This window comes from Kitasatospora sp. NPDC091276 (genome assembly GCF_040684355.1).
Classification (GTDB): domain Bacteria; phylum Actinomycetota; class Actinomycetes; order Streptomycetales; family Streptomycetaceae; genus Kitasatospora.
Window position 1 is genome coordinate 380,768 of sequence record NZ_JBFBFU010000003.1, and the last position, 24,280, is coordinate 405,047.

The 24,280-nt window shown below is 74.0% G+C and carries 19 protein-coding genes; 15 read left to right on the forward strand and 4 right to left on the reverse strand.

The window, feature by feature from the left end; all coding sequences use genetic code 11:
* The first annotated feature begins 10 nt into the window (after positions 1 to 10).
* Both AB0O19_RS05805 and AB0O19_RS05810 read left to right on the forward strand, forming a co-directional pair.
* Entirely contained in the window at positions 11 to 256 is a 246-nt protein-coding gene (locus AB0O19_RS05805) for a hypothetical protein (protein WP_363618007.1), read from the forward strand.
* A gap of 80 nt (positions 257 to 336) precedes the next feature.
* Positions 337 to 1,251, forward strand: a complete 915-nt coding sequence (locus AB0O19_RS05810; RefSeq protein WP_363618009.1) for a polysaccharide deacetylase family protein — start codon at positions 337 to 339, stop codon at positions 1,249 to 1,251.
* Between the two features lie 25 nt (positions 1,252 to 1,276).
* Here AB0O19_RS05810 and AB0O19_RS05815 read toward each other — a convergent pair whose 3' ends face one another.
* A complete protein-coding gene (locus AB0O19_RS05815) occupies positions 1,277 to 2,473 on the reverse strand; it encodes a class I SAM-dependent methyltransferase (RefSeq protein WP_363618011.1) in 1,197 nt (398 codons plus the stop codon).
* Positions 2,474 to 2,761: 288 nt separating this feature from the next.
* Here AB0O19_RS05815 and groES point away from each other — a divergent pair, with 288 nt between their 5' ends.
* From groES to AB0O19_RS05830, 3 genes are all read left to right on the forward strand, one after another.
* Positions 2,762 to 3,067, forward strand: a complete 306-nt coding sequence (groES, locus tag AB0O19_RS05820; RefSeq protein ID WP_014136232.1) for a co-chaperone GroES — start codon at positions 2,762 to 2,764, stop codon at positions 3,065 to 3,067.
* Positions 3,068 to 3,183: 116 nt separating this feature from the next.
* Complete coding sequence (groL, locus tag AB0O19_RS05825) at positions 3,184 to 4,809, forward strand: chaperonin GroEL (protein ID WP_063348995.1); 1,626 nt, start codon at positions 3,184 to 3,186, stop codon at positions 4,807 to 4,809.
* A 131-nt stretch (positions 4,810 to 4,940) separates the two neighbouring features.
* On the forward strand, positions 4,941 to 5,936 hold the full coding sequence (locus AB0O19_RS05830) for a LysR family transcriptional regulator (protein WP_363580148.1): 996 nt from the start codon (positions 4,941 to 4,943) through the stop codon (positions 5,934 to 5,936).
* Positions 5,937 to 6,025: 89 nt separating this feature from the next.
* On the opposite strand, the gene AB0O19_RS05835 is transcribed toward AB0O19_RS05830, so the two are convergent.
* Positions 6,026 to 6,352 carry a WhiB family transcriptional regulator gene (locus AB0O19_RS05835; protein ID WP_063348997.1) on the reverse strand — a complete coding sequence of 109 codons (327 nt, stop codon included), beginning with the start codon at positions 6,350 to 6,352 and terminating at the stop codon, positions 6,026 to 6,028.
* A gap of 560 nt (positions 6,353 to 6,912) precedes the next feature.
* Between AB0O19_RS05835 and AB0O19_RS05840 the strand changes: the two genes are divergently transcribed.
* From AB0O19_RS05840 to AB0O19_RS05855, 4 genes are all read left to right on the forward strand, one after another.
* The gene (locus AB0O19_RS05840) at positions 6,913 to 7,524 is read left to right on the forward strand and encodes a response regulator transcription factor (RefSeq protein ID WP_014136228.1); all 612 of its coding nucleotides are present in this window, start codon (positions 6,913 to 6,915) and stop codon (positions 7,522 to 7,524) included.
* Positions 7,525 to 7,862: 338 nt separating this feature from the next.
* Positions 7,863 to 8,579: an RNA polymerase sigma factor ShbA gene (gene shbA / locus AB0O19_RS05845; protein WP_079135824.1), complete on the forward strand. Its 717-nt coding sequence runs from the start codon at positions 7,863 to 7,865 to the stop codon at positions 8,577 to 8,579.
* A 251-nt stretch (positions 8,580 to 8,830) separates the two neighbouring features.
* Positions 8,831 to 10,333 carry an IMP dehydrogenase gene (gene guaB, locus AB0O19_RS05850; RefSeq protein ID WP_363618013.1) on the forward strand — a complete coding sequence of 501 codons (1,503 nt, stop codon included), beginning with the start codon at positions 8,831 to 8,833 and terminating at the stop codon, positions 10,331 to 10,333.
* Positions 10,334 to 10,522: 189 nt separating this feature from the next.
* Complete coding sequence (locus AB0O19_RS05855; RefSeq protein WP_063348999.1) at positions 10,523 to 11,650, forward strand: GuaB3 family IMP dehydrogenase-related protein; 1,128 nt, start codon at positions 10,523 to 10,525, stop codon at positions 11,648 to 11,650.
* A 66-nt stretch (positions 11,651 to 11,716) separates the two neighbouring features.
* On the opposite strand, the gene AB0O19_RS05860 is transcribed toward AB0O19_RS05855, so the two are convergent.
* The gene (locus AB0O19_RS05860; RefSeq protein ID WP_363618015.1) at positions 11,717 to 12,280 is read right to left on the reverse strand and encodes a hypothetical protein; all 564 of its coding nucleotides are present in this window, start codon (positions 12,278 to 12,280) and stop codon (positions 11,717 to 11,719) included.
* Between the two features lie 254 nt (positions 12,281 to 12,534).
* On the opposite strand from AB0O19_RS05860, the gene AB0O19_RS05865 reads away from it, so the two are divergent.
* On the forward strand, positions 12,535 to 14,502 hold the full coding sequence (locus AB0O19_RS05865) for a protein kinase (RefSeq protein WP_363618017.1): 1,968 nt from the start codon (positions 12,535 to 12,537) through the stop codon (positions 14,500 to 14,502).
* Between the two features lie 24 nt (positions 14,503 to 14,526).
* Here the strand turns inward: AB0O19_RS05865 and AB0O19_RS05870 are convergent, their stop codons facing one another.
* Entirely contained in the window at positions 14,527 to 15,069 is a 543-nt protein-coding gene (locus AB0O19_RS05870; RefSeq protein WP_363618019.1) for an SHOCT domain-containing protein, read from the reverse strand.
* 78 nt (positions 15,070 to 15,147) lie between these two features.
* Here AB0O19_RS05870 and AB0O19_RS05875 point away from each other — a divergent pair, with 78 nt between their 5' ends.
* From AB0O19_RS05875 to AB0O19_RS05895, 5 genes are all read left to right on the forward strand, one after another.
* The gene (locus AB0O19_RS05875; protein ID WP_363618021.1) at positions 15,148 to 16,239 is read left to right on the forward strand and encodes a protein kinase; all 1,092 of its coding nucleotides are present in this window, start codon (positions 15,148 to 15,150) and stop codon (positions 16,237 to 16,239) included.
* A gap of 160 nt (positions 16,240 to 16,399) precedes the next feature.
* On the forward strand, positions 16,400 to 18,148 hold the full coding sequence (locus AB0O19_RS05880; protein ID WP_363618023.1) for a serine/threonine-protein kinase: 1,749 nt from the start codon (positions 16,400 to 16,402) through the stop codon (positions 18,146 to 18,148).
* 87 nt (positions 18,149 to 18,235) lie between these two features.
* Complete coding sequence (locus AB0O19_RS05885; protein ID WP_363618025.1) at positions 18,236 to 19,867, forward strand: succinic semialdehyde dehydrogenase; 1,632 nt, start codon at positions 18,236 to 18,238, stop codon at positions 19,865 to 19,867.
* 224 nt (positions 19,868 to 20,091) lie between these two features.
* A complete protein-coding gene (locus AB0O19_RS05890) occupies positions 20,092 to 21,897 on the forward strand; it encodes a GMC family oxidoreductase (RefSeq protein WP_363580162.1) in 1,806 nt (601 codons plus the stop codon).
* A 218-nt stretch (positions 21,898 to 22,115) separates the two neighbouring features.
* Complete coding sequence (locus AB0O19_RS05895; protein ID WP_363618027.1) at positions 22,116 to 23,828, forward strand: hypothetical protein; 1,713 nt, start codon at positions 22,116 to 22,118, stop codon at positions 23,826 to 23,828.
* Positions 23,829 to 24,280: the final 452 nt, after the last annotated feature.

Here is a 24,280-nt window from a genome sequence, read left to right on the forward strand (position 1 = left end):
CGTCGCCGCGATGTGGGAGGCCCGCGCCGCCGCCGGCCGCGGGGCCGAACTCGCCTCCTGGGCACGGGAGGTGGCGCTGCCGTCGGTGCGCGGCTCGGCCGGGCTGGTCCGCACCGAGCTGCTCGGCGCGCCCGGCGAACGCGTGCTGCTGATCACCTGGTGGACCGGCGAGCCGGTGCCGGTCGCCGACCCGCCGGCCGACCTGCTCGGCCGCCCGGTGCACCGCTGGTCCTTCACCAGCGAGCACGTCGAATAGGCCCCGTCCGGGAACCGCCGCCCCGACCGCTACCGTGCATAGCTGAGAAGAAGCTGGACGGGAACCGGGAGCGCGCTGCGGTGAACAGGGACGGTCGGAGCAGGACCAGGACGTACGCGGTGGGGGCGCTGGCCCTGCTGGCCCTGGCCACCGGATGCGGCGACAACGGGGGCGCCGCCGCCCCGGCGGCGGCCGGCGGCAGCTCGGCGGCCACGCCCCAGCCCACCGGCGGAGGCGCGGTGCCGACCAGCCCGGCCGGCACGCCCACCACCCCGGCCCCGGCCGGCGGGGACCCGGCGGCCTGGGCGAAGTGGAACCTCAAGCCGCTGGCGCCGGCCCCCGCACCGCCCGCGGACAAGCCCATCAAGCTCGAACGGACCGGCCCCGTACCGGTGTTCAGCGAGGTGAAGACGAGCGACAAGGTCGTCTTCATCACCATCGACGACGGTGCCGAGAAGGACCCGAAGTTCGTCGAGATGCTGACCGAGCTCAAGGTGCCGATCTCGATGTTCCTGACCCGGGACATCGTCAAGAACGACTACGGCTACTTCAAGCCGCTCCAGGCGCTCGGCAACCACATCCAGAACCACACCGTGGACCACCCGGTGATGAGCAAGATCCCGGCGGAGAAGCAGAAGTCCGAGATCTGCGACGCGCAGTCCGCGCTCACCCAGCAGTACGGCACCGCCCCGCTGCTGTTCCGCCCGCCGTTCGGGGACGGCGCCAACACCCCCACCCTGAACAACTCGGTCCAGCAGTGCGGCCCGCGCGCGATGGTGCTCTGGCGCGAGTCGATGCAGATCCACGACATGCAGTACCAGGCGGCGGACAAGAAGCTGAAGTCCGGCGACATCATCCTGGCGCACTTCCGCGGCCCGAAGGAGCTCAAGGGCGCCACGATGACCCAGATGTTCGGCGACCTGCTGGCCCGGATCCAGGAGCAGGGCTTCTCGGTGGCCCGGCTGGAGGACTACATCCAGGCGCCCGCCGCGTAGTCCGGGCGCCCGCCGCGCGGCCGCCTCAGGCGGGCCGGCCGAGCATCATCAGCGGCCCGTTGTCGGTGCGGCTGAGGATCACCGTGACGGCGTTCGGCCCGGAGGGCTTGAGCTGGCGGCGCAGCTCCTCCGGGGTGATCGCCATCCCGCGCTTCTTGATCACCACCGTGCCGACCCCGCGCTCGCGCAGCAGCGCCTTCAGCCGCTTGATGTGGAACGGCAGCACGTCGGTGAGCTCGAAGGCGTGCGCGTACGGGGTGGCCACCAGCCGGTCCGAGGTCAGGTAGGCGATCTTCGGGTCGATCAGCCGGCCGCCCACCTGCTCGGCGACCTCGGCCACCAGGTGGGCCCGGATCACCGCGCCGTCCGGCTCGTACAGGTAGCGCCCGACCGGGCCGGCCGGCGGGTCGGGCAGGTCGCCGCCGGTGAGGCTGGCGGCCTGCGGCAGCAGGGTGGCGCGGTGCGGGCGGGCGGCCCCGGTGCCGAACCAGAGCACCGCCTCCTTCACGTCGCCGTGGTCGGAGACCCACTCCGCCTCGGCGTCGGCCGGGACGGCCTCGTGCGGGATGCCCGGGGCCACCTTCAGCGCGCCGATCGGGGTCCGGCGGCCGGCCTCGATCGCCCAGGAGAGCGGCGGGGCGTACGCCTCCGGGTCGAACACCCGGCCGCGCGCCGTCCGCCGCGCCGGGTCGGTGAACACCGCGTCGTAGCCGGTGACGTCCACCTCGGCGACGTCCGCGCAGCGCACCCGGACCAGGTCGGCCAGGCCCAGCGCGGCCGCGTTGGCGGCGGTGGCGGCGCAGGCCGCCGGGTCCTTGTCGACGGCCAGCACCTCGATCCCGGCCCTGGCCAGCGCCAGCACGTCCCCGCCGATGCCGCAGCACAGGTCGGCCAGCCGGCGGACGCCCAGCTCGGCGAAGCGGCGCGCCCGCCACTCGGCCACGCTGCGCCGGGTGGACTGCTCGACGCCGTTGGGCGTGAAGTACATCAGGTCGGCGTCCGCCCCGAACTTCGCCCGCGCCCGCTGCCGCAGCCGGGCCTGCCCGAAGGCCGCCGACACCAGCTCGGCCGGGTGCTCCCGCCGCAGCCTGGTGGCCAGCGCCAGCTCCTCCTCGGGCGTGAACTCGCGCAGTTCGGCGAGCAGGGCCTGGCCCTCGGGGGCCAGCAGGGGCTGGAGGTTCTCGGTGTCCACGGGGCCATTCTGGCGGGTTGGCGGCCCCACCGGCTCCGACGGCCGGCGCGGTGGGCGGGGTCGCGGCTCGCGGCGGGAGTCCGCCCGGGGGCGGGGTGGTCGCACAGGAGTACGGCTCCGCGCCCGCGGTTCGGGATGCCCGGGCGCGCCGTTGGCACTCTGGTTGACTGAGTGCTAACACCGGCCTATGGTCGTCCTTGGCACTCCCCACTGGGGGAGTGCTAACGCGAAGACGTGTGCCTGACCCCCGCGACGGCAGGCCCACAGGTTCGCTCCTACCCGTTAGAAACCCCGTAATCTCCGAAGGGGAGCTCGGACGTGACCACCAGCAGCAAGGTTGCCATCAAGCCGCTTGAGGACCGCATCGTGGTCCAGCCGCTCGACGCCGAGACCACCACGGCCTCCGGCCTGGTTATCCCGGACACCGCCAAGGAGAAGCCCCAGGAGGGCGTCGTCCTGGCCGTCGGCCCGGGCCGCTTCGAGGACGGCCAGCGTCTGCCGCTCGACGTCGCCGTCGGTGACATCGTCCTGTACTCGAAGTACGGCGGCACCGAGGTGAAGTACCAGGGCGAGGAGTACCTGGTTCTCTCCGCTCGCGACGTTCTCGCCATCATCGAGAAGTAAGTCGTTCCGACCCGCCCCGGATCCGTGTCCCAAGTGACAGGGGCCCGGGGCGTGGTTGTTGGTTCACGTAGTCCGGCGGCCGGTGGGCCGGCCGAAGCCCCGAGGGAATAGGGAACATGGCGAAGATCCTGCAGTTCAACGAGGACGCCCGCCGCTCGCTGGAGCGCGGTGTCAACAAGCTGGCCGACACCGTCAAGGTGACCATCGGCCCCAAGGGCCGCAACGTCGTCATCGACAAGAAGTTCGGCGCCCCGACCATCACCAACGACGGTGTCACCATCGCCCGTGAGGTCGAGCTGGACGACCCGTACGAGAACCTTGGCGCGCAGCTCGTCAAGGAGGTCGCCACCAAGACCAACGACGTCGCGGGTGACGGCACCACCACCGCCACCGTGCTGGCCCAGGCCCTGGTCAACGAGGGTCTGCGCAACGTCGCCGCCGGTGCCGGCCCGGCCGCCCTGAAGAAGGGCATCGACAAGGCCGTCGCCGCCGTCTCCGAGCACCTGCTCTCGGTGGCCCGCGAGATCGAGGGCAAGGACGACGTCGCCGCCGTCGCGTCCCTCTCCGCCCAGGACACCCAGGTCGGCGAGCTGATCGCCGAGGCGATCGACAAGGTCGGCAAGGACGGTGTCATCACCGTCGAGGAGTCGAACACCTTCGGCGTGGAGCTGGACTTCACCGAGGGCATGCAGTTCGACAAGGGCTACCTGTCGCCGTACTTCGTCACCGACGCGGAGCGGCAGGAGGCGGTCCTGGAGGACCCGTACATCCTGATCAACCAGGGCAAGATCTCCTCCATCCAGGAGCTGCTGCCGCTGCTGGAGAAGATCCTCCAGGGCGGTGCCTCCCGGCCGCTGCTGATCATCGCCGAGGACGTCGACGGCGAGGCGCTGTCCACCCTCGTGGTGAACAAGATCCGCGGCACCTTCAACGCGGTCGCCGTCAAGGCCCCGGGCTTCGGCGACCGCCGCAAGGCGATCCTCGGCGACCTGGCCACCCTGACCGGCGGCACGGTCATCTCCGAGGAGGTCGGCCTCAAGCTCGACCAGGTCGGCGTGGACGTGCTGGGCACCGCCCGCCGCGTGACCATCACCAAGGACGAGACCACCGTCGTCGACGGCGCCGGTGACACCGAGGCCGTGGCCGGCCGCGTCGCCCAGATCAAGGGTGAGATCGCCGCCACCGACTCCGACTGGGACCGCGAGAAGCTGCAGGAGCGCCTGGCCAAGCTGGCCGGCGGCGTCTGCGTCATCAAGGTCGGCGCCGCCACCGAGGTGGAGCTGAAGGAGCGCAAGCACCGCCTGGAGGACGCCATCTCGGCGACCCGTGCCGCGGTCGAGGAGGGCATCGTCGCCGGTGGCGGCGCCTCCCTGGTGCACGCCGCCAAGGTGCTGGACGGCGGCCTGGGCCTGTCGGGCGACGAGGCGACCGGTGTCGCGGTGGTCCGCAAGGCGCTGCACGAGCCGCTGCGCTGGATCGCCCAGAACGCCGGCCTGGAGGGCTACGTCATCACCTCCAAGGTCGCCGAGCTGGAGATCGGCCAGGGCTACAACGCGGCCACCGGCGAGTACGGCGACCTGGTGAAGGCCGGCGTCATCGACCCGGTCAAGGTCACCCGCTCCGCCCTGGAGAACGCGGCCTCGATCGCCTCCCTGCTGCTCACCACCGAGACCCTCGTGGTGGAGAAGAAGGAAGAGGAGGCCGAGGCGGGCCACGGCCACGGTCACGGCCACTCGCACTGACGCCTGACGGTCGACCGGAGGCCCGGTCCGCGCCCCTCGGGGTGCGGCCGGGCCTCCGGCGTGTCCGGCGTTTGAGGCTTCAATCATCAGCATAATTTTGCCATTGGCAAAGATTGCCTTATAACTGAGGCATGATCGAGGCCCGTCACCTGCGCGTTCTGCGTGCCGTCGCCCGCACCGGCTCCTTCTCCGCCGCCGCCCGCGAGCTGGGCTGTACGCAGCCCGCCATCAGCCAGCAGATGAAGGCCCTGGAGAAGTCGGTGGACACCCCGCTGGTGGTCCGCTCCGGCCGGGGCATGCAGCTCAGCGAGGCGGGGCGGGTGCTGCTCAAGCACGCCACCGGGATCCTGGCCGGGCTCTCCGCGGCCGAGGAGGAGATCGCCGCGATCGCCGGGCTGCGGGCCGGGCGGGTGCGGCTGGTCTCCTTCCCGACCGCGAGCTCCACCCTGGTGCCGCCCGCGGTCGCCCGGCTGCGGGACAGCCATCCGGGGGTGCGCGTGTCGCTGGTCGAGGCGGAGCCGCCGGAGTCGCTGGCGATGCTGCGCGGCGGCGAGTGCGAGATCGCGCTGGCCTTCCGCTACCCGCAGTCCGACGGTGGCGCCGCGCTGCCGGCGCCCGCGCACGGGACGCCGCGCGAGGCGCGGGCCGAGGCCAACCTGGAGGCACAGCAGCTGAGCGCCGGCTCCGACTGGTCCGATCTGGTGGTCACCCCGCTGCTGGACGACCCGCTGGTGGGCCTGCTGCCCGCCGCGCACCGGCTGGCGGGGCGCGGCAGGCCGGTGGAGCTGGCCGAGCTGGCGGGGGAGCAGTGGATCGCGGGTTGCCCGCAGTGCCGGGGGCACCTGGTGGAGCTGTGCGCGGGGGCGGGCTTCGAGCCCCGGATCGACTTCGCGACCGACGACTATCCGGCGGTGGTCGGCCTGGTGGCGGCCGGGCTGGGGGTGGCGGTGCTGCCCCGGCTGGCGCTGGAGTCGGTGCGCCCGGACGGGGTGTCGACGGTGCCGGTGCGGACGGCCGCGGGGGCGCCGGCGGTGCGGCAGGTGGTCGCGCTGACCCTGCCGGATCTGGCCGAGGTGCCGGCCGTGGCGCTGATGCTGGAGCGGCTGGCGGGGTCGGCCGGGCGCTGACCTCTGGGGCCTGAGCGTTCTGGGCTGGGCTTGAACAGGCCGGGACGCCGAGAGGAAACGTTTCTTCACGGCGCGCCGTGGAGGCGGGGCTAGCGCCGGGCGATCGCCGGCGGGGTCAGCGGGACCTCCACCAGCCGGTGCCGCGAACGCCCCAGCATCTCCTCGCGCTCGTCCTCGGTCATCCCGCCCCAGACGCCGTACGGTTCGCGGACCGCCAGCGCGTGCGCCGCGCACTCGGTGATCACCGGGCAGCGCATGCAGACCTCCTTGGCGCTGGCCTCGCGCGAACTCCGCGCGGCCCCGCGTTCGCCCTCGGGGTGGAAGAAGAGCGAACTGTCCACGCCACGGCAGGCTGCGGAGAGCTGCCAGTCCCAGAGGTCCGCGTTGGGACCTGGGAGGCGGGAGAAATCTGCCATGGCTCATTCCCTTCAGAGGCTCGTCGGCCGTGGGCCGGCGCTCAGCGGGCTGCTGCTGGGCGGCACGGCGGGCGTCGATGCACTGGTGTGGACACCTGGAAATATGACTTACGGCAACTCCATGGACAAGTCACCCACAGAGTGGCACAACAGTCAATGACCATACGAAAGCTATAAAAACGGGCAAAGTGGGCAAGGGGTTCGGCGGGCGCGGGCGTGGCATTCGGGTGGCCGACGGGCGCGCGACACTCCGCACCGGTGTGCGGGTCGTGCGCCCACCGCGCGCGAGCTGGGGAAAAGTGCGGCGTGTGCACCGCGATGCGGCTGATCGGTAATGGGTTGGCCACGTACAGTGGTGGAGATGGCCCCGAAGGCCGTAACTCATTCGAGTGACGGTCGTTGGAAGTGCGGAGGCGGTTAGCGGGCGCCGGACGTCGGGAACGATCGCGCGGAATTCGAGGCGATCAGCACGGACTCTGTCGCCGATCGGCCGTGTCGGAGAGGTTCGTACCAGCCAGGAGGCTCAACGTGACGCGGATCAGCTGCGGAGGACGACGGTCATGACTTCCGTTCTCGTTTGCGACGATTCCCCGCTCGCCCGCGAGGCGCTTCGCCGCGCGGTCGCGACCGTACCCGGTGTGGACCGGGTCACCACCGCGACGAACGGGGAGGAGGTCCTCCGCCGCTGGGTGGCCGACCGCTCCGATCTCGTTCTGATGGACGTCCGGATGCCCGGCCTCGGCGGGGTCGAGACGGTCCGGCGGCTGCTGTCCGCCGATCCGGGCGCGCGGATCATCATGCTCACCGTCGCCGAGGACCTCGACGGGGTCGCGCTCGCGGTGGCCGCGGGCGCCCGCGGGTACCTGCACAAGGACGCCTCGCGCGCCGAGCTGCGGGCCACCGTCACCCAGGCCCTCGCCGACCCGACCTGGCGGCTCGCCCCGCGCCGGCTGCGCAGCCCCGACATGGGCGCGGCGCCCACGTTGACGGCGCGTGAGATCCAGGTGCTGGAGGGCATGAGCCACGGCCGCAGCAACGCCGAGATCGGCCGCGAGCTGTTCCTGTCCGAGGACACCGTCAAGACCCACGCCCGACGGCTGTTCAAGAAGCTCGGGGCCTCGGACCGCGCGCACGCGGTGGCGCTGGGTTTCCGCTGGGGCCTGGTCCGCTGACCGCCGGTGGCGCCGCCGGCTGCGGCGCGCCGCCGACGGTTCCCGGGACGGACGTCGTCCGGGCGTGTGACGTTACGGTCCCGAGGTTGCACCATGGAGGAGTGGAGCACCTCGGGGACCAGCGGACAGGCACTGCGGCGAACCACACGGCCGCGGGACATGCGGCGGACGGCGCGAAGGACGGGACCACCGACGGCGGCGGGGCGGGAGGCGGTACGGTGCAGGAGGGGCCGGTGGTGCGCGGCGGCACGCCGTACGGCGCCGCAGCGCATAACGTTCCGGTGCACAACTCCGGACGCGGTGCCGCGTTTTCCCGCTCGACCAGGCACCATGGACCGATGCGTGACGACGTCGCCGGTGCGGCCGGCCAGGCGGACCCGGTGGAGGCCGAGCCCTCCGGCCCGGGTGGCGATCCGTCGTACGCCGACCCCGGCGGCCCCGGCGCGGTGCCCGGCCCCGGTCGACCGCCGGTGCTCGGCGCGGGCGGCTCCCCGCTGGTGGGCGAGCTCGTCGCGGCCGCCGTCCGCGGTGAGGGCCCGGCCATCGACGCCCTGCTCGCCTACGTCCATCCGCTGGCGCTGCGCTACTGCCGCGGCCGGCTGGTCCGGCTGCCCGGCGGCGCCCGGCACCACGTGGACGACGTCGCGCAGGAGGTCTGCGTCGCGGTGTTGTGCGCGCTGCCCCGGTACAAGGACCAGGGGCGACCGTTCGAGGCCTTCGTCTACGGCATCGCCGCGCACAAGATCGCCGATCTGCAGCGGGCCGCGATGCGCGGGCCCGGCTCGACGGTCGTTCCGCAGGACGACCTGCCGGAGGTGCCGGACGAGGCGCTCGGCCCGGAGGAGCAGGCGCTGCTGAGCAGCGACGCGGCCTGGGCCAAGGAACTGCTCTCCAACCTGCCGGCCCGTCAGCGCGAACTGGTGCTGCTGCGGGTGGCCGCCGGGCTGTCGGCGGAGGAGACCGGCGAGGTGCTGGGGATGTCCCCGGGCGCCGTCCGGGTGGCGCAGCACCGGGCGCTCAGCCGGCTGCGGGCGCTGGCGGAGGAGTCCTCCTGAAGCCCTGACCGGCCGGAATGAGCCACGGGGGGCCGGTGTTGTCAAGGGCACACGAGGACACATTCGCGGTGCCAGTACCATGGGGTATCGGCGCCTGGGCGGGTTGCCAAAGTTTCGCGGGTGCGCGCGGGGTTCCCCTGGAGGTTCCTCCAAAACCACCCGGCTTCGGCGGTCTGCTGCGAGTGAGCGATGAACGCGCCCCACCCTCAGGGCGTGAGCGGAATAGGCCGGCCACGGAAGGTACCCCCCAAATGTCTTACAACGCCGCAGGCGTACCCGAGAAGTTCGCCATGCTCGGGCTCACGTTCGATGACGTCCTGCTGCTGCCCGGGGCCTCCGCGGTGCTGCCGAACCAGGTCGACACCTCCTCGCGGGTCTCCCGGAACGTGCGCGTGAACATCCCGCTGCTCTCCGCCGCGATGGACAAGGTCACCGAGGCGCGGATGGCGATCTCGATGGCCCGCCAGGGCGGCGTCGGCGTGCTGCACCGCAACCTGTCGGTCGAGGACCAGGCCAACCAGGTCGACCTGGTGAAGCGCTCCGAGTCCGGCATGGTCACCGACCCGATCACGGTCGGCCCGGACACCACGCTGGCCGAGGCCGACGCGCTGTGCGCCAAGTTCCGCATCTCCGGCGTGCCGATCGCGGACGAGGCCGGCAAGCTGCTCGGCATCGTCACCAACCGTGACATGGCCTTCGAGTCCGACCGCAGCCGCCAGGTCCGCGAGATCATGACCCCGATGCCGCTGATCACCGGCAAGGTCGGCATCTCCGGGGTGGACGCGATGGCGCTGCTGCGCCGCCACAAGATCGAGAAGCTGCCGCTGGTCGACGACGAGGGCCGGATCAAGGGCCTGATCACCGTCAAGGACTTCGTCAAGGCCGAGCAGTACCCGAACGCCGCCAAGGACGCCGAGGGCCGTCTGCTGGTCGGTGCCGCCGTCGGTGCCAGCGCCGAGGCGTTCGACCGGGCCCAGGCCCTGGTCGAGGCCGGTGCGGACTTCCTGGTCGTGGACACCTCGCACGGCCACAGCCACAACGCGCTGGCCTGGATCGGCAAGATCAAGTCGGCCGTCGGGATCGACGTGGTCGGCGGCAACGTGGCCACCCGCGACGGCGCCCAGGCGCTGATCGACGCCGGCGTGGACGGCGTCAAGGTCGGCGTCGGCCCCGGCTCCATCTGCACCACCCGCGTGGTCGCCGGCATCGGCGTCCCGCAGATCACCGCCATCTACGAGGCCGCGGTGGCCTGTCAGGCGGCCGGCGTGCCGGTCATCGGCGACGGCGGTCTCCAGTACTCCGGCGACATCGGCAAGGCGCTGGCCGCCGGCGCCGACACCGTGATGCTGGGCTCGCTGCTGGCCGGCTGCGAGGAGTCCCCGGGTGAGCTGATGTTCATCAACGGCAAGCAGTTCAAGTCCTACCGCGGCATGGGATCGCTGGGCGCGATGCAGTCCCGCGGCCAGGGCCGCTCGTACTCCAAGGACCGCTACTTCCAGGCCGAGGTGGCCTCGGACGACAAGCTCGTCCCCGAGGGCATCGAGGGCCAGGTGCCCTACCGCGGCCCGCTGTCGGCCGTGCTGCACCAGCTGGTCGGCGGCCTGCGCCAGACCATGGGCTACGTCGGCGCCGCCACCATCGCCGAGATGGAGAGCAAGGGCCGCTTCGTCCGGATCACCTCGGCGGGCCTCAAGGAGAGCCACCCGCACGACATCCAGATGACCGTCGAGGCGCCGAACTACTCCAACCGCTGAGTCCGCGGACATCGAGGGCCCGTCGCCGCACCCCGGCGCCGGGCCCTTCGGCGCGCCCGGGGGCGGGGGCGGGCCGCCGGGGTGGGCCCCGCGCCCCGGAGGCGAGCGCGCGAGGCAACCGGGGTGCGGGATACTGGGGGCGGCCGGGGTGACCCGGCGGGCATGAGCAACAAACCAGAAGGGCTCGAAGTGACTGAGATCGAGATCGGGCGAGGCAAGCGCGGCCGACGGGCGTACTCCTTCGACGACATCGCCGTCGTCCCCAGCCGCCGTACCCGGGACCCGAAGGAGGTCTCGATCGCCTGGCAGATCGACGCCTACCGCTTCGAGCTGCCGTTCCTGGCCGCCCCGATGGACAGCGTGGTCTCGCCGCAGCAGGCCATCGCCATCGGTCGCCTCGGCGGCCTCGGCGTGCTGAACCTGGAAGGCCTCTGGACCCGCTACGAGGACCCGCAGCCGCTGCTCGACGAGATCGCCACGATCACCGACGAGGCCGCCGCGACCCGCCGCCTCCAGGAGATCTACGCCGCGCCGATCCGCGCCGAGCTGATCAAGCAGCGGATCCAGGAGGTCCGCGACTCCGGTGTGGTCACCGCCGCCGCGCTCTCGCCGCAGCGCACCGCCGAGTTCTCCAAGGCCGTCGTGGATGCCGGCGTCGACGTCTTCGTCATCCGCGGCACCACCGTCTCGGCCGAGCACGTGTCCAGCGGCGCGGAGCCGCTCAACCTCAAGCAGTTCATCTACGAGCTGGACGTCCCGGTGATCGTCGGCGGCTGCGCCACGTACACCGCGGCCCTGCACCTGATGCGCACCGGCGCGGCCGGCGTGCTGGTCGGCTTCGGCGGCGGCGCCGCCCACACCACCCGGGGCGTCCTCGGCATCCAGGTGCCGATGGCCACCGCCGTCGCCGACGTGGCCGCGGCCCGCCGGGACTACATGGACGAGTCCGGCGGCCGCTACGTGCACGTGATCGCGGACGGCGGCGTCGGCTACAGCGGCGACATCCCGAAGGCCGTCGCCTGCGGCGCCGACGCGGTGATGATCGGTGCCGCGCTGGCCCGCGCCACCGACGCGCCCGGCAAGGGCTTCCACTGGGGCATGGAGGCCGTCCACGAGGAGCTGCCGCGCGGCAAGCGGGTGGACCTCGGCACGGTCGGCACCACCGAGGAGATCCTGACCGGTCCCTCGCACACCCCCGACGGCACCATGAACCTGTTCGGCGCGCTGCGCCGCGCGATGGCCACCACCGGCTACACCGAGCTCAAGGAGTTCCAGCGGGTCGAGGTGACCGTCAACCCGGCGCTCAACCACCGCTGAGACGCGTCGTGGTGAAGGCCCCCGTCGGTTCCGGCCGGCGGGGGCCTCGGGCTGTCCGGACCGGAGTCAGCCGCGGTTGGCGGTGCGGCGGGTGAGGAGGAAGCCGCCGACCAGGGCGATGCCGTAGAAGGCGAGGTCGAGCGCGCGCAGCTCGGCGCGCCAGTGCGCCAGGGCGTCGTGCGGCAGGCCGCGCGGGCCGGGGCCGGCCGCGTGCACCCGGCGGAGCTGGCCGGTCAGCTGGCCGAGCAGCAGCGCGCAGGCCGCGAGCAGCGCGCCGAGCAGCGGCAGCACCCGGCTGCGGCCGCCGAGCCGGCCGAGCGGTAAGGCGACCAGGGCGGCGAGGGCGATGGCCAGCCAGCCGAGGCTGTCCGCGGCCCGGGCCGGCGCGCAGCCGTAGGCCAGGCCGCCGAGCAGCATGGCGAGGAGGGCGAGGGCGACCGCCAGGGCGGTGCGGCGGCGCGGGCCCGTCCGGTGGGAGCGGACGGCGGGGACGTATCCGGCCACCGGGACACCGGGCATACCGGGCGCGACGTAGCCCTCGGGGGAATCCAGGGTGGGTGTGACCGAGTAGTGCTGGGCGGTGCGCGGCCGGCCCGACTGGCCGTCAGCGCCCGGTGCGGGTGCGGTCATGGGCGTCGGATCCCCCCGGAAAGACGATGAGCTGCCGAACGGTAGCAGCGCCCCGGCCAGATCTTGGCGAGTTTTCGATCACAGATCGGGCACGGAGCGCCGAGCCCGATCCGGCACGCCCCGGATCGGGTGCGGGGGCCGGGTGGTCCCGGCCCCCGGGGACAGGGGATGATGGAGACTTGGGCGTTCGGGCCTGAGGCCGGGCCGACACGCCGTCACCACGACCGCCAGCAGCACATGGGGGAACGTTCCGAATGACCCAGGCGCAGGGTTCCACCGGCCGCCTCCTGGCCGGCCGCTACCGGCTGAACGGCGTGCTCGGGCGCGGCGGCATGGGCACCGTCTGGCGCGCCGAGGACGAGATGCTGGGGCGGACCGTCGCGGTCAAGGAACTGCGGATGAACGCCAGCGTCGAGGAGGAGGAGAAGCACCGGCTGATCGTCCGGACGCTGCGCGAGGCCAAGGCCACCGCACGGATCCGGCACAACTCGGCGGTCACCGTCTTCGACGTGGTCGACGAGGACGACCGGCCGTGGATCGTCATGGAGCTGGTCGAGTCCCGCTCGCTGGCCGACGTCATCCGGGAGGACGGGCCGCTGGCCCCCGCCCGGGCCGCCGAGATCGCGCTCGACGTGCTCGGCGTGCTGAGCGCCGCGCACGCGCTGGGCATCCTGCACCGGGACGTCAAGCCGTCCAACGTGCTGATCGGCGACGACGGCCGGGTCGTGCTCACCGACTTCGGCATCGCCAGCGTGGAGGGCGACGCCTCGGTCACCTCCACCGGCATGCTGGTCGGCGCGCCCTCGTACATATCCCCGGAGCGGGCCCGCGGGCAGAAGCCCGGGCCGCCGGCCGACCTGTGGTCGCTGGGCGGCACGCTGTACGCGATGGTCGAGGGCCGGCCGCCGTACGACCGGGGCTCGGCGCTGGCCACCCTGACGGCGGTGATGACGGAGGAGCTGACCGCTCCGGTGAACGCCGGGGCGTTGCAGCCGGTGATCGAGGGGCTGCTCGCCAAGGACCCGGCCGAGCGGCTGGACGCCTCGCAGACCCGGTCGATGCTGAAGCGGGTCGTCGCGGAGGCCACCTCGAAGGCCGAGTCGACCACCGTGCACGCGCTGCCGGTCGAGCGGCCGGCCGTCGCGGTGGAGCCGGAGGAGGCCCCGGCGGAGGCCGAGGAGGGCCGCAAGCGGTCCATCGGCGGGCTGCTGGGGACGGTCCGGGTGGGCAGCCGGGCCAAGGACGAGGAGCCCGCCGCCGCGGCGGAGCCCGTCGTGGAGCCGGCGCCCGAGCCCGCTTCGCCGTCCTCGGAGGTGGCGTCGGGCTCGGCGTCGGGTTCGGCTCCGGCGGCCGAGCCGATCCGGCCGGTGACCAGTGAGTGGACCCTGGGCGCCACGCAGGCGGCCGGTGCCGACCCGCGCAACGGGCGGCGGCGGCTGGCCGTCGTCACCGTGGTGCTGGTCCTGCTGCTGATCGCCGGGGTGGTCGCGGTGCTCCAGGCCGTCGGCAACGGGGACGACTCGTCGGCGAACGGCGCGGGCGCCACCTCGTCGGTCTCGGCCGGCCCCGAGACCGGGCCGAGCGGGACCCAGGCCGCGTCCGTTCCGCCCGCGGAGCCGGAGCCGGGCACCGACAAGCCCGCCCCGGAGAAGCCGGCCACCGACACGCCGGCCCCCGACAAGCCGGCCGACACGCCCGGCCCCTCCGCGGCGAACCCGCCGGCCGCCGGCTCGCCCGCCACCACCCCCGCGCAGAGCCCGACCCCTCCGGGGACCGCCGTGCCGGCCGGTTACCACGAGTACAAGGACCCGACCGGCTTCTCGGTCGTCCTGCCGGACTGGCTCCAGCCGGCCGGTTCGGAGGGCGTCCGCCGGATCTTCAAGGGCAACGGCAGTACCCTGACCATCGAGTGGACCACCACCCCCGGTCCCAGCGCCGTCGCCGACTGGCAGGAGTCCGAGCCGGGCCTGCGTTCGAAGGTCACCAACTACCAGCGGGTCAACCTGGCCGCGATCAACTACCGGCAGTGGAGCAACGCGGCCGACTGGGAGTGGATCAGCGGCACGCCGCGCACGCACTCGCTCAACCGGGGCTTCGTCACCGGGAACCCGGCCAAGTACGGCTACGCGATCTACTGGATCACCCCGGACGCGGACTGGGGTGCCCCGGCCAACTCCCAGGCCCGGGACACGGCCTTCGCCACTTTCCAGCCCGCGCCGTAGATCCTGGCCCCGGCCGGGCAGGGCCTAGCCGATCAGGCGGGCCTTGGCCCGGGTGAACTCCTCGTCGGTGAGCGCGCCGGAGGCGTGCAGGGCGGCCAACCGCTCCAGCTGGCCGAGGAGTTGGTCGCCCGCGCTGAGGTCGGCGGGGGCGGTGTCGGCCGCCGGGCGGGCGGCCGAAGCGGCTTTGCGGGCGAGCCGGGCGGCCTCCCGGAGCTGCTCGGCGAAGACGTCGGCCTTGGCCACGTCCTCGAACCGGTGCGAGCCGGTCAGCGCGACGACGGTGAGCACGTCGCCGTTGAGCTTGGTCCTGGCCACGGCCGCGTCCGTGACCGCCGTAAGCGGAACCGGGACCGGCGGTTTACCGTCCTTGAGAAAGAGCAGTCGGTGGGTCGTGAGGACGAGCACGCCCTTGCGGAAGTGGTCGGGATGGCGCCCGGCCGTCGAGGCGACCGGATTCTCGCCGTCGATGACGGCCGCCTCCACGGTGCGCACGGCCTCGGCCTGATTGGCTTGGCTGTTGTTTCCCGCCACCTTGAAGGCGGTGTCGATCAGATCGGTCCAGTCCATGGGACCGAGCGTAAAGGAGCCGCTCAGTAGGCTGCTCGGTGAGCGAGAGGAACTGGCATGCGAGGCGGCCCGGGGCAATTGCTGGCGGGACGGTACCGGCTGACGGACCGTCCCGAACTCCTGCGGGCCCTGGCGGTGGACGACCGCACCGGGGAGTCCGTGCTGCTGCGCGCCCTGGAGCTGCCCGCGCTGCTGACCACCGGTCAGGACCTGGACGGCGAGGTGCCCGCGCACGCCGACCGGCTGGTCCGCCGGGTGGCGGCGGTCGGCTCGTCCGCGCCGACCGGGCACCCCCGGCTGCTGCGCGGGCTCGGTGCCTTCGTCGAGGGCGAACTGCTGTGGACGGTGGAGGAGCGGTCGGGCGCCATGACGCTGGCGGACCTGGTGGCGGCCGGACCGGTGCCGCCCTACCGGGCGGCCGAGCTGGCGGCGGACCTGGCCGGCGCGCTGCGGGCGCTGCACGAGGACGGACTCGTCCACGGGAACCTGACCCCCGAGTCCGTGCTGGTCTGCGAGGACGGCGCGGCGATGCTCGGCGGGCTGCTGTCCGGGGTGGCGCAGGAGGCGCTGGCCGAGGACCTCGGCGGCCCGGGCGGGCGCCGCCGGTACGACGTGCGGGCCACCCTGGTCGGCCCGGTGGCGGAGCGCTGGCCGCTGGACGGCGGCCCGGCGGGCGACTGCTGGGCGCTCGGGGTGCTGGTGCAGCGGCTGGTCACCGGCCGCTCGCCGTTCCCGGACGGCGGCGTGCCGGAGCTGGTGTCGGCGGTCCGGGACGGGCGGCGGGAGCCCGCCGCGGCCTGCGGGCCGCTGGCGCCGCTGGTCGAGCGGCTGCTGCAGCCCGACCCCTCGCTGCGGCCGACCGCCGAGGAGGCCCGCCGGGAGCTGGCGGCGCTGCTCGCGGGCGCGCCGGAGCCGGTCGACGAGGAGTGGGCGGCGCGGGCGCTGGTGCTGAGACCGGAGGCCCCGCTGGTGCGGCGTCGGCGCGGGCGGGGTGGTGGACGGGGGCGGCCGGAGGTCGTCGTGGGCGCGGACGTCGGGGTGGGCGCCGGGCGGCCGGACGAGGTGCGGTCGCCGCGGATACCTCCGGCGCTGCTCGGCCCGCTGCTGGTCGGGGGCGTGTTCCTGCTGCTGGTGCTGGGAGTGACCGCGGTGGTGCTGTTCGCAGGCTGACGGCCCCGGACTGTCCCGGGCCGTCGGTCCGACGGGTGAGCGTGATTACCGGGGCTGGCAAGGTGCGCCTAATGTGTGCGTGGGATTTGTTCGAACAGTGGTCTGCACCAGGCCCTCCGTCGCTGTGACGGCAGACGGATGTGAGGGGGAGTGGTCGCCGATGGGCGTGCAGGACCGGCCGGAGACGGCCGAGACGGAGCGGCTGCTGGCCGGGCGGTACGAGCTGGGCGACCGGCTCGGCCGCGGCGGGATGGGGACCGTCTGGCGGGCCTGGGACCGGATGCTGAACCGCGAGGTCGCGGTCAAGGAACTGACCGTCAACCACCTGCCCGAGGACGAGCTGCAGATCCTGCACGCCCGGATGAAGCGGGAGGCCAGCGCGGCCGCCCGGATCAAGCACCCCGGCGTGATCACGGTGCACGACGTGCTGGAGCAGGACGGCCGGCCGTGGATCGTCATGGAGCTGGTGGACGGCCGCTCGCTGGCCGACGTGATCAGCCAGGACGGCACCCTGCAGCCGCGCGCCGTCGCCGAGGTCGGCAGCCAGGTGCTCGCCGCGCTGCACCGCGGCCACCAGCTCGGCGTCCTGCACCGCGACGTGAAGCCGGCCAACGTGCTGCTGGAGCGCGGCACCGGGCGGGTGGTGCTGCTGGACTTCGGCATCGCGACGTACGAGGGCTCGGCCGAGCTGACCCGGCCGGGCGACCTGGTCGGCTCGCCGGACTACCTGGCGCCGGAGCTCGCCCAGGGCGAGCGGCCGGGGCCGGCCTCCGACCTGTGGGGCCTCGGGGCGACGCTGTACGCCGCGGTGGAGGGCCAGTCGCCGTTCCGCCGGACCTCGCCGATCACCACGCTGGCCGCCGTGGTGGGCGAGCCGCTGCCGGAGCCGCTCCGGGCCGGGCCGCTGGGCCCGGTGCTGGCCGCGCTGATGGCCAAGGACCCGGCCGAGCGGCCGAACGCGGACGAGGCCGCCCGGATGCTGGCCGAGGTGAAGGCCGGGCACACGATCGGCCTGAAGTCGGTCGCGCCGCTGCGCGCGCCCACCCAGTCGGTGCCCGTGGTGGACCGCAGCGAGCGCCCGGCGGCGGCGGAGGACCACGCGGAGGAGGCCGCGCCGGGGACGACGGTGGAGGCCGAGGAGCCGACCGGGGTGCGCTCGGGGGCCGTTCCGGACACCACCGGGGGCGCGGCCGACGAGGCGGCGGCGCTCACCGCAGCGGTCGCGCCGGTGGCGCACCCCGTCACGCCCGCGCGCGGGCCGGCCAAGCGCCGCAGCACCCTGAAGATCGTCGTGATCGCGGTGGCCGTCGGCCTGCTGGCGGCCGGCGCGACCTTCCTCGCCACCCGGCACACCACCACCGGGCACGTCGCCGCCTCCACGGCCGACGAGCCCGTCCCGACCGCCTCCGTCAGCCCGGACCCCACCAGTGGCGCCAGCCCGGGGCCGGCGGCGCCCAACGGCTACCACTGGGTCGACGACCCGGCCGGCTTCCGCTTCCCGCTGCCCTCGGTCAGCCCGGCCTGGCAGCGCAGTGCCACACCCGACAACCAGGTCTACTACAGCCCCGACAACAAGGTGCACTACCTGCAGTTCGCGGTCACCGTCGGCCAGTCGGTCAAGCCACTGGACCACCTGCGGCAGATGGAGGCCACCGTCTCCAAGAACCTGAAGGAGTACAAGCAGCACAAGATGACCGGCGTCGCGGTGAACGGCCACGAGGCGGCCGTCTGGGAGTTCAGCTACCTCGCCAAGGAGGGCGGCCGGCGCCGGGCGGTCGAGGCCGAGTTCATCGACGACGACGGCACCAGCTACGCGATCTACTCGTCCAGCCCGGACCGGGGCAACGAGTGGAACGAGGCGGAGCAGCGCTTCAACGCCGTGCTGCACTACTTCGCGCCGACCCGCTGACCGGGGGGAGCCCGCTCCACCCGGCCGCGGCAGATTCTTGTTACCGACGGGTACCGGACCGGCCGTCGAGCGCCTAGGCTGCGCCGTATGTCGGACCTCACAGCAGGCGCAGCGGCCACCGAACACCCCGCGACCGGGAACCCGCCCGCCCCCGGCGGGGGCCGGACCGTCGCGGCGGCCGTCCCGCCGTCCCTGGTCGCCCGGCTGGCCGCCGGCGTCACCGCCACCGGCGAGCCCAGCCTGGTGGAGACCGTCGCCCCGCTGACCGGCGAGCGGCTGGCGAGCCTGCCGCGGTCCACCCCGGCCGACGTCGAGGTCGCCTTCGAACTGGCCCGCCGCGCCCAGACGGCCTGGGCCGTGCTGCCGGTGCGCCGCCGCGCGGCCGTCCTGCTGCGCTTCCACGACCTGCTGCTCAAGCGGCAGGACGAGGTGCTGGACCTCGTCCAGGCCGAGACCGGCAAGGCCCGGCTGCACGCCTTCGAGGAGGTGCTGGCCGTCGCCATGGCCGCCAGGCACTACGGGCGGGCCGCGCACGGCTACCTCCGGGACAAGCGGCGAGGCGGGGCGCTGCCGGTGCTCACCCACGCGGTCGAGGCCCGTCGGCCCAAGGGCGTGGTCGGCCACATCTCGCCCTGGAACTACCCGCTGGAGCTGTCCGTCGGCGACGTCCTGCCCGCCTTCGCGGCCGGCAACGCCGTGGTCAACAAGCCGGACACGCAGACCGCGCTGACCGCGCTGTGGGCCCGCGAGCTGCTGATCGAGGCCGGGCTGCCGGCCGACCTGTGGCAGGTCGTGATCGGCGACGGCCCGGTGATCGGTCCCGCCGTGGTGGAGCACGCCGACTACGTCTCGTTCACCGGCTCGACCCGCACCGGCCGGGAGGTCGCCCAGCGCGCCGCCGCCCGGCTGGTCGGCGCCTCGCTCGAACTCGGCGGCAAGAACGCCATGCTGGTCCTCTCCGACGCCGACCTCGACCGGGCCGCCGCGGGCGCCGTGCGGGCCTGCTTCTCCTCCGCCGGGCAACTGTGCATCTCGATCGAGCGGCTGCTGGTGCACCGCTCGGTGGCCGACGACTTCCTGGAGCGCTTCGCCGCCCGCACCCGGGCGCTGCGCCTCGGCGGCGGCCTGGCCTACGGCGCCGACATGGGCTCGCTGGTCTCCGTCCGCCAGCTGGAGACCACCACCCGGCACGTGGAGGAGGCGGTCAAGGCGGGCGCCACCGTGCTGGCCGGCGGCCGGGCCCGGCCCGACCTCGGCCCGTACTTCTTCGAGCCGACCATCCTCGACGGGGTCACCCCGGACATGGCGGTCTGCGGCGAGGAGACCTTCGGCCCGGTCGTCTCCGTCTACCGCTTCGACACCGACGACGAGGCGGTGGCCGCCGCCAACTCCACGCCGTACGGCCTGAACTCCAGCGTCTGGACCAGGGACACCCGGCGCGGCCGGGCGGTCGGGGCCCGGCTGCGCACCGGCACGGTCAACGTCAACGAGGCCTACGCGGCCGCGTACGGCTCGATCGGCTCGCCGATGGGCGGCATGGGCGACTCCGGGCTCGGCCGCCGCCACGGTGCCGAGGGCATCCTGCGCTTCACCGAGGCGCAGACCGTCGCGACCCAGCGGCTGATGCCGATCGCGCCCTCGTTCGGGCTGGACGACCGGCAGTTCGCCGCGGTGATGACCGGCGGGCTGCGGGTGCTGAAGGCGCTGCGGTTCAAGTAGCCGTCCCGGGCCGAAGGTTCAAGTAGCCGTACCGGCCCGGCGGTTCGTCCCCGTGGGTCGGAGTCGGCCCGGCCGGTGGTCCGGTCCGACCGTCCGGCAGCCAGGTTCCGTCCGGCAGTCAGGTTCCGTCCGGCAGTCAGGTTCCGTCCGGCAGCCAGGTTCCGTCCCGCAGTCAGGTTCGCCCGTCCCGTAGTCAGGTTCGCGTCCCGAAGGAGCAGTGGCAGATGGTGGAGTCCGGCGGTGCGGCGGAGTTCGACTACGACGTGGTCGTGGTCGGCTCCGGCTTCGGTGGTTCGGTCGCCGCGCTGCGGCTGACCGAGAAGGGCTACCGGGTCGCCGTCCTGGAGGCCGGTCGGCGCTTCGAGCGGGACGAACTGCCCAGGAACTCCTGGGACCTGCCGAACTACCTGTGGGCGCCGAAACTCGGCCTCTACGGCATCCAGCGGATCCACCTGCTGGCCAACGTGCTGATCCTGGCCGGCGCCGGGGTCGGCGGCGGCTCGCTGAACTACGCCAACACCCTGTACGTGCCGCCGAAGGCCTTCTTCGAGGACCGCCAGTGGCGCCACATCACCGACTGGCAGGAGGAGTTGGCGCCGTTCTACGACCAGGCGCAGCGGATGCTCGGGGTCCGGCTCAACCCGACCGTCACCCCCTCCGACGTGCACCTCAAGGCCGCCGCCGAGCAGATGGGGGTGGGCGACACCTTCCACATGGCGCCGGTCGGGGTCTTCTTCGGGGACGGCCGGGACGCCGGCGGCAGGGCCAAGGCGGCGCCCGGGGACGAGGTCGCCGACCCGTACTTCGGCGGCGCCGGGCCGGCCCGCAAGGCCTGCGTGGAGTGCGGCGAGTGCATGACGGGCTGCCGGCACGGGGCCAAGAACATGCTCACCGAGAACTACCTGCACCTGGCCGAGCGGGGCGGCGCCGAGATCCACCCGCTCACCACGGTGGCCCGGATCCGGGAGCTCCCCGGAGCCGACGGGAGCCACGGCTACGCGGTGGACGTGCGCCGGACCGACTCCCGTTCCCGCACCGACCGGGTGAAGGCGGGCGCGCGGACCATCACCGCCGCCCGGGTGGTGGTCGCGGCCGGGACGTACGGCACCCAGTCGCTGCTGCACCGGATGCGTGACGGGGGGCACCTGCCCCGGATCTCCGCCCGGCTCGGCGAGCTGACCCGCACCAACTCCGAGGCGCTGGTGGGCGCGCAGACCACCGACCGGCGCTACGGCAGCCGGGTGGACTTCACCAAGGGCGTGGCGATCACCTCCTCGATCCACCCGGACGCCAGCACCCACATCGAGCCGGTCCGCTACGGCAAGGGCTCCAACGCGATGGGCGCGCTGTCGATAGCCCAGGTCAAGGGCGGCGGGCGGGCCCCGCGCTGGCTGCGCTACCTGGGCGGGTCGGTGCGCCACCCGGTGACCTTCGCCCGCTCGATGAACCAGCACCGCTGGTCCGAGAAGACGATCATCGGCCTGGTGATGCAGTCGCTGGACAACTCGATCACCGTCTCGCTGAAGAAGGACCTGCTCGGCAAGAGCCGGCTCACCTCCGCCCAGGGCCACGGCGCCCCCAATCCGACCTGGATCCCGGCCGCCGAACAGGGCGCCCAGGCGCTGGCCGAGCAGATCAACGGCTTCGCGGGCAGCAGCGCCGGCGAGATCTTCGACATCCCGATGACCGCCCACTTCCTCGGCGGCTGCCCGATCGGCGACGCTCCCGAGACCGGCGTGGTCGACCCCTACCACCGGCTGTACGGCCACCCCGGGATCAGCGTGGTCGACGGCGCGGCCGTCTCCGCCAACCTCGGGGTGAACCCCTCGCTGACCATCACCGCGCAGGCCGAGCGCGCCATGTCGATGTGGCCCAACAAGGGCGAGGCGGACCGCCGTCCGGCCCAGGGCGAGGCCTACCGGCGGGTCGCCCCGGTGGCGCCGTCCCGGCCGGCCGTCCCGGAGGACGCGTTCGGCGCGCTCCGACTGCCGCTGCTGCCCGTCCCGGAGGTCCCGAAGAAGCGCGGCTGAGCAGGCCTCGACGGGCCAACCCGCCCGGCTCGGTGCCCGGTTGACATTCGTTCGGATCCGATGGGATAAACGGGCTTTCTGGGGGACCAGGAACTCGTCGAGCGGGGGGAAACCGGTCCATGGCCATCTGCGCATCGTGCGGCGCGGCATCGGTGGAAGGGGCGTCCGCGTGCGTCTCGTGCGGGCGGCCGCTGACGCCGCCCCCGCCGACGGCCGCCATGCCCGCGGTACCTCCCGTCGTTCCGCCTCCCGTACCGCCGGCCGTACCGCCCCTGCCGGCGTACGGTCCGCCGTCCGCCGCGCCCGGGTACCCGCCGCCGCCTCCGCCGCCCGGGTACGGCCCGCCGCCCGGCTACGGCCCGGGCCACCCGCAGCCCGCCGGGCCGCCCACGCTGGGCAGCTGGGGCGCCGGGCAGCCGTACGACCCGCGGGCCGGGCGGCCGACCGTGCTGAGCCAGCTGCTCGGCGCGGACTGGCGCCCGGCGCTCCTGGTCGCCGCCGCCCCGACCGCCGTGCTGCTGCTGGCGGCGCTGATCGTGGCGATCCCGAGCGACTACCAGTACGCCTACCTGGTCCGGGCGCCCGGGTTCGGCGAGCGCTTCGGCGCCGCCCTGTCGATGGCGCTGAGCGCGCTCGGCGCGCCGTTCAAGCTCGGGTACACCAGCGCGTTGCGGCGCGGCGACGCGGAGGGCATGGACGCGCTGTTCCGGGCGGTGCCGCTGACGGTCACCGTGCTGTGGGCGCTGGCGCTCTGGCTCGGCCTGCGGACCGCGGCGCGCCGCCGCCGGGCCGCCGGCCTCCAGCTCACCCGGGCCCAGGCCGCGGGCGAGGCGCTGCGCACCGCGGTGGTCCTGGCGGCGGTGACCGCGCTGCTCGGGCTGGCCGGCGGGACGTCCTGGCAGCCGCAGCGCACCGGCCTCGTCGGCCGCGCCCTCGGGGTGACGTACACCGTGGACTCCGGCTGGCCGGAGGCGGTCGGCTGGACCGCCCTGCTCGCCGCGCTGACGGCCTTCGCCGTCCACGGCACCGACGCGCTGCGCTGGGCCGCCTGGCGCAGCCGGGCGGTGCGCGGCTGGGCGGTCGCCGCGCTCACGGCCGGCCGGGCGCTGGCACTGTCACTGGGCCTGGCCTCGGTGACGGGCTTCGTGCTGGTCGCCGTCAACAGCGACGGGGGCTGGCAGACCCCGGTCTCGGCGGCCTTCCTGCCCAACCTCGGCCTGGGCCTGCTCGGCCTGGGCTCCGGGGCGACCTTGCAGGCGTTCAGCGGGGCGAGCGGCGGGGCGAGCGACGCGGCGGCCGCGATCGGCGGCGGCCGGCAGGACACCCCCGACAGGGGGGAATTCTCCTTCTTCGACCTGCACGACCAGACCGCCGACTGGCGCTGGACCGGCCTGCTGGCCCTCGCCACGGCGGGCGTCCTCGGCTGGTCGGCGTACCGGCGGCGGCTGGACGCGGCCGACCGGCTCCGGCTGGCGTCCGTCCACGCCGTGGCGCTCACCGCGCTGATGGCGGTGGGCGGTGCGCTGATGACGACCTCGACGTCCTCGGCGACCCCGGGGTGGAACACCTTCGCGAACCAGACGGTGCTGTCCCGGGACACCTCGATCAGCCTGGGCTTCGCCGGCGTGCTGGTGGCCAACCTGGTCTGGGCGGCGATCGGCGCGCTGCTGGTGCCGCCGCTGCTGGCGGCCGTCCGCGGCCGGGGTGCGGTGGCCCGCGAGGACGCCTACGGCGCGCCCCCGTACGGCGCGGTGCCGTCGCCGGGGGCGCCGTACGAGGCCGGTCCTGAGCCGCAGCCGTACGCCTCCGGGGCGGCGGTGGGCGACGTGGTCGGCTCGGACGACGCGCCGCTGGTGCCGCCGCCCGGCTCGCCGGCCGAGGAGCCGGCCGAGGAGCCGGTCGATCCGAGCGTCTGGCGCAAGCAGCCCTGAGCCGGGCAGCCGCGAGCGGAGCAGCCGTGGGCGGAGCGTCCCGTGGGCGGAGCGGCCCGGACAGGGCAAAGGGCCCCGCGGGGGAACGGGGCCCTTTGTCGCTCAGCACGCGGCGTCAGGGCTGCGCCGGTGCTGGGGGTGACGGCGCCGGGGGAGGGGCGCCGTCGGGTCGGTCGGCTCAGGGGTCGCGCCGTCGCGGGCCGGCGTGGGTGGCCGGTGGCGCGGGGCGCGCACGCTCGCGGTGCGGCGGGTCGGCGCGCAGGTCTGCGCCGGGCCTTCGCTCACGGAGCGTGAGGTGACGTACGGGGCTGTCGCCCAGTGCGGCGGCAGCGGTCGGGGTCTCCGCGGGGAGCCTGCCGGCCGCCGGGAGAACCGCTTCCACGCAGCATCGTGCTGGACGAAGGGCTTGCTCTGCAACCGATTCGGCACAGTTCGGCCCAGCGCATTTGGTA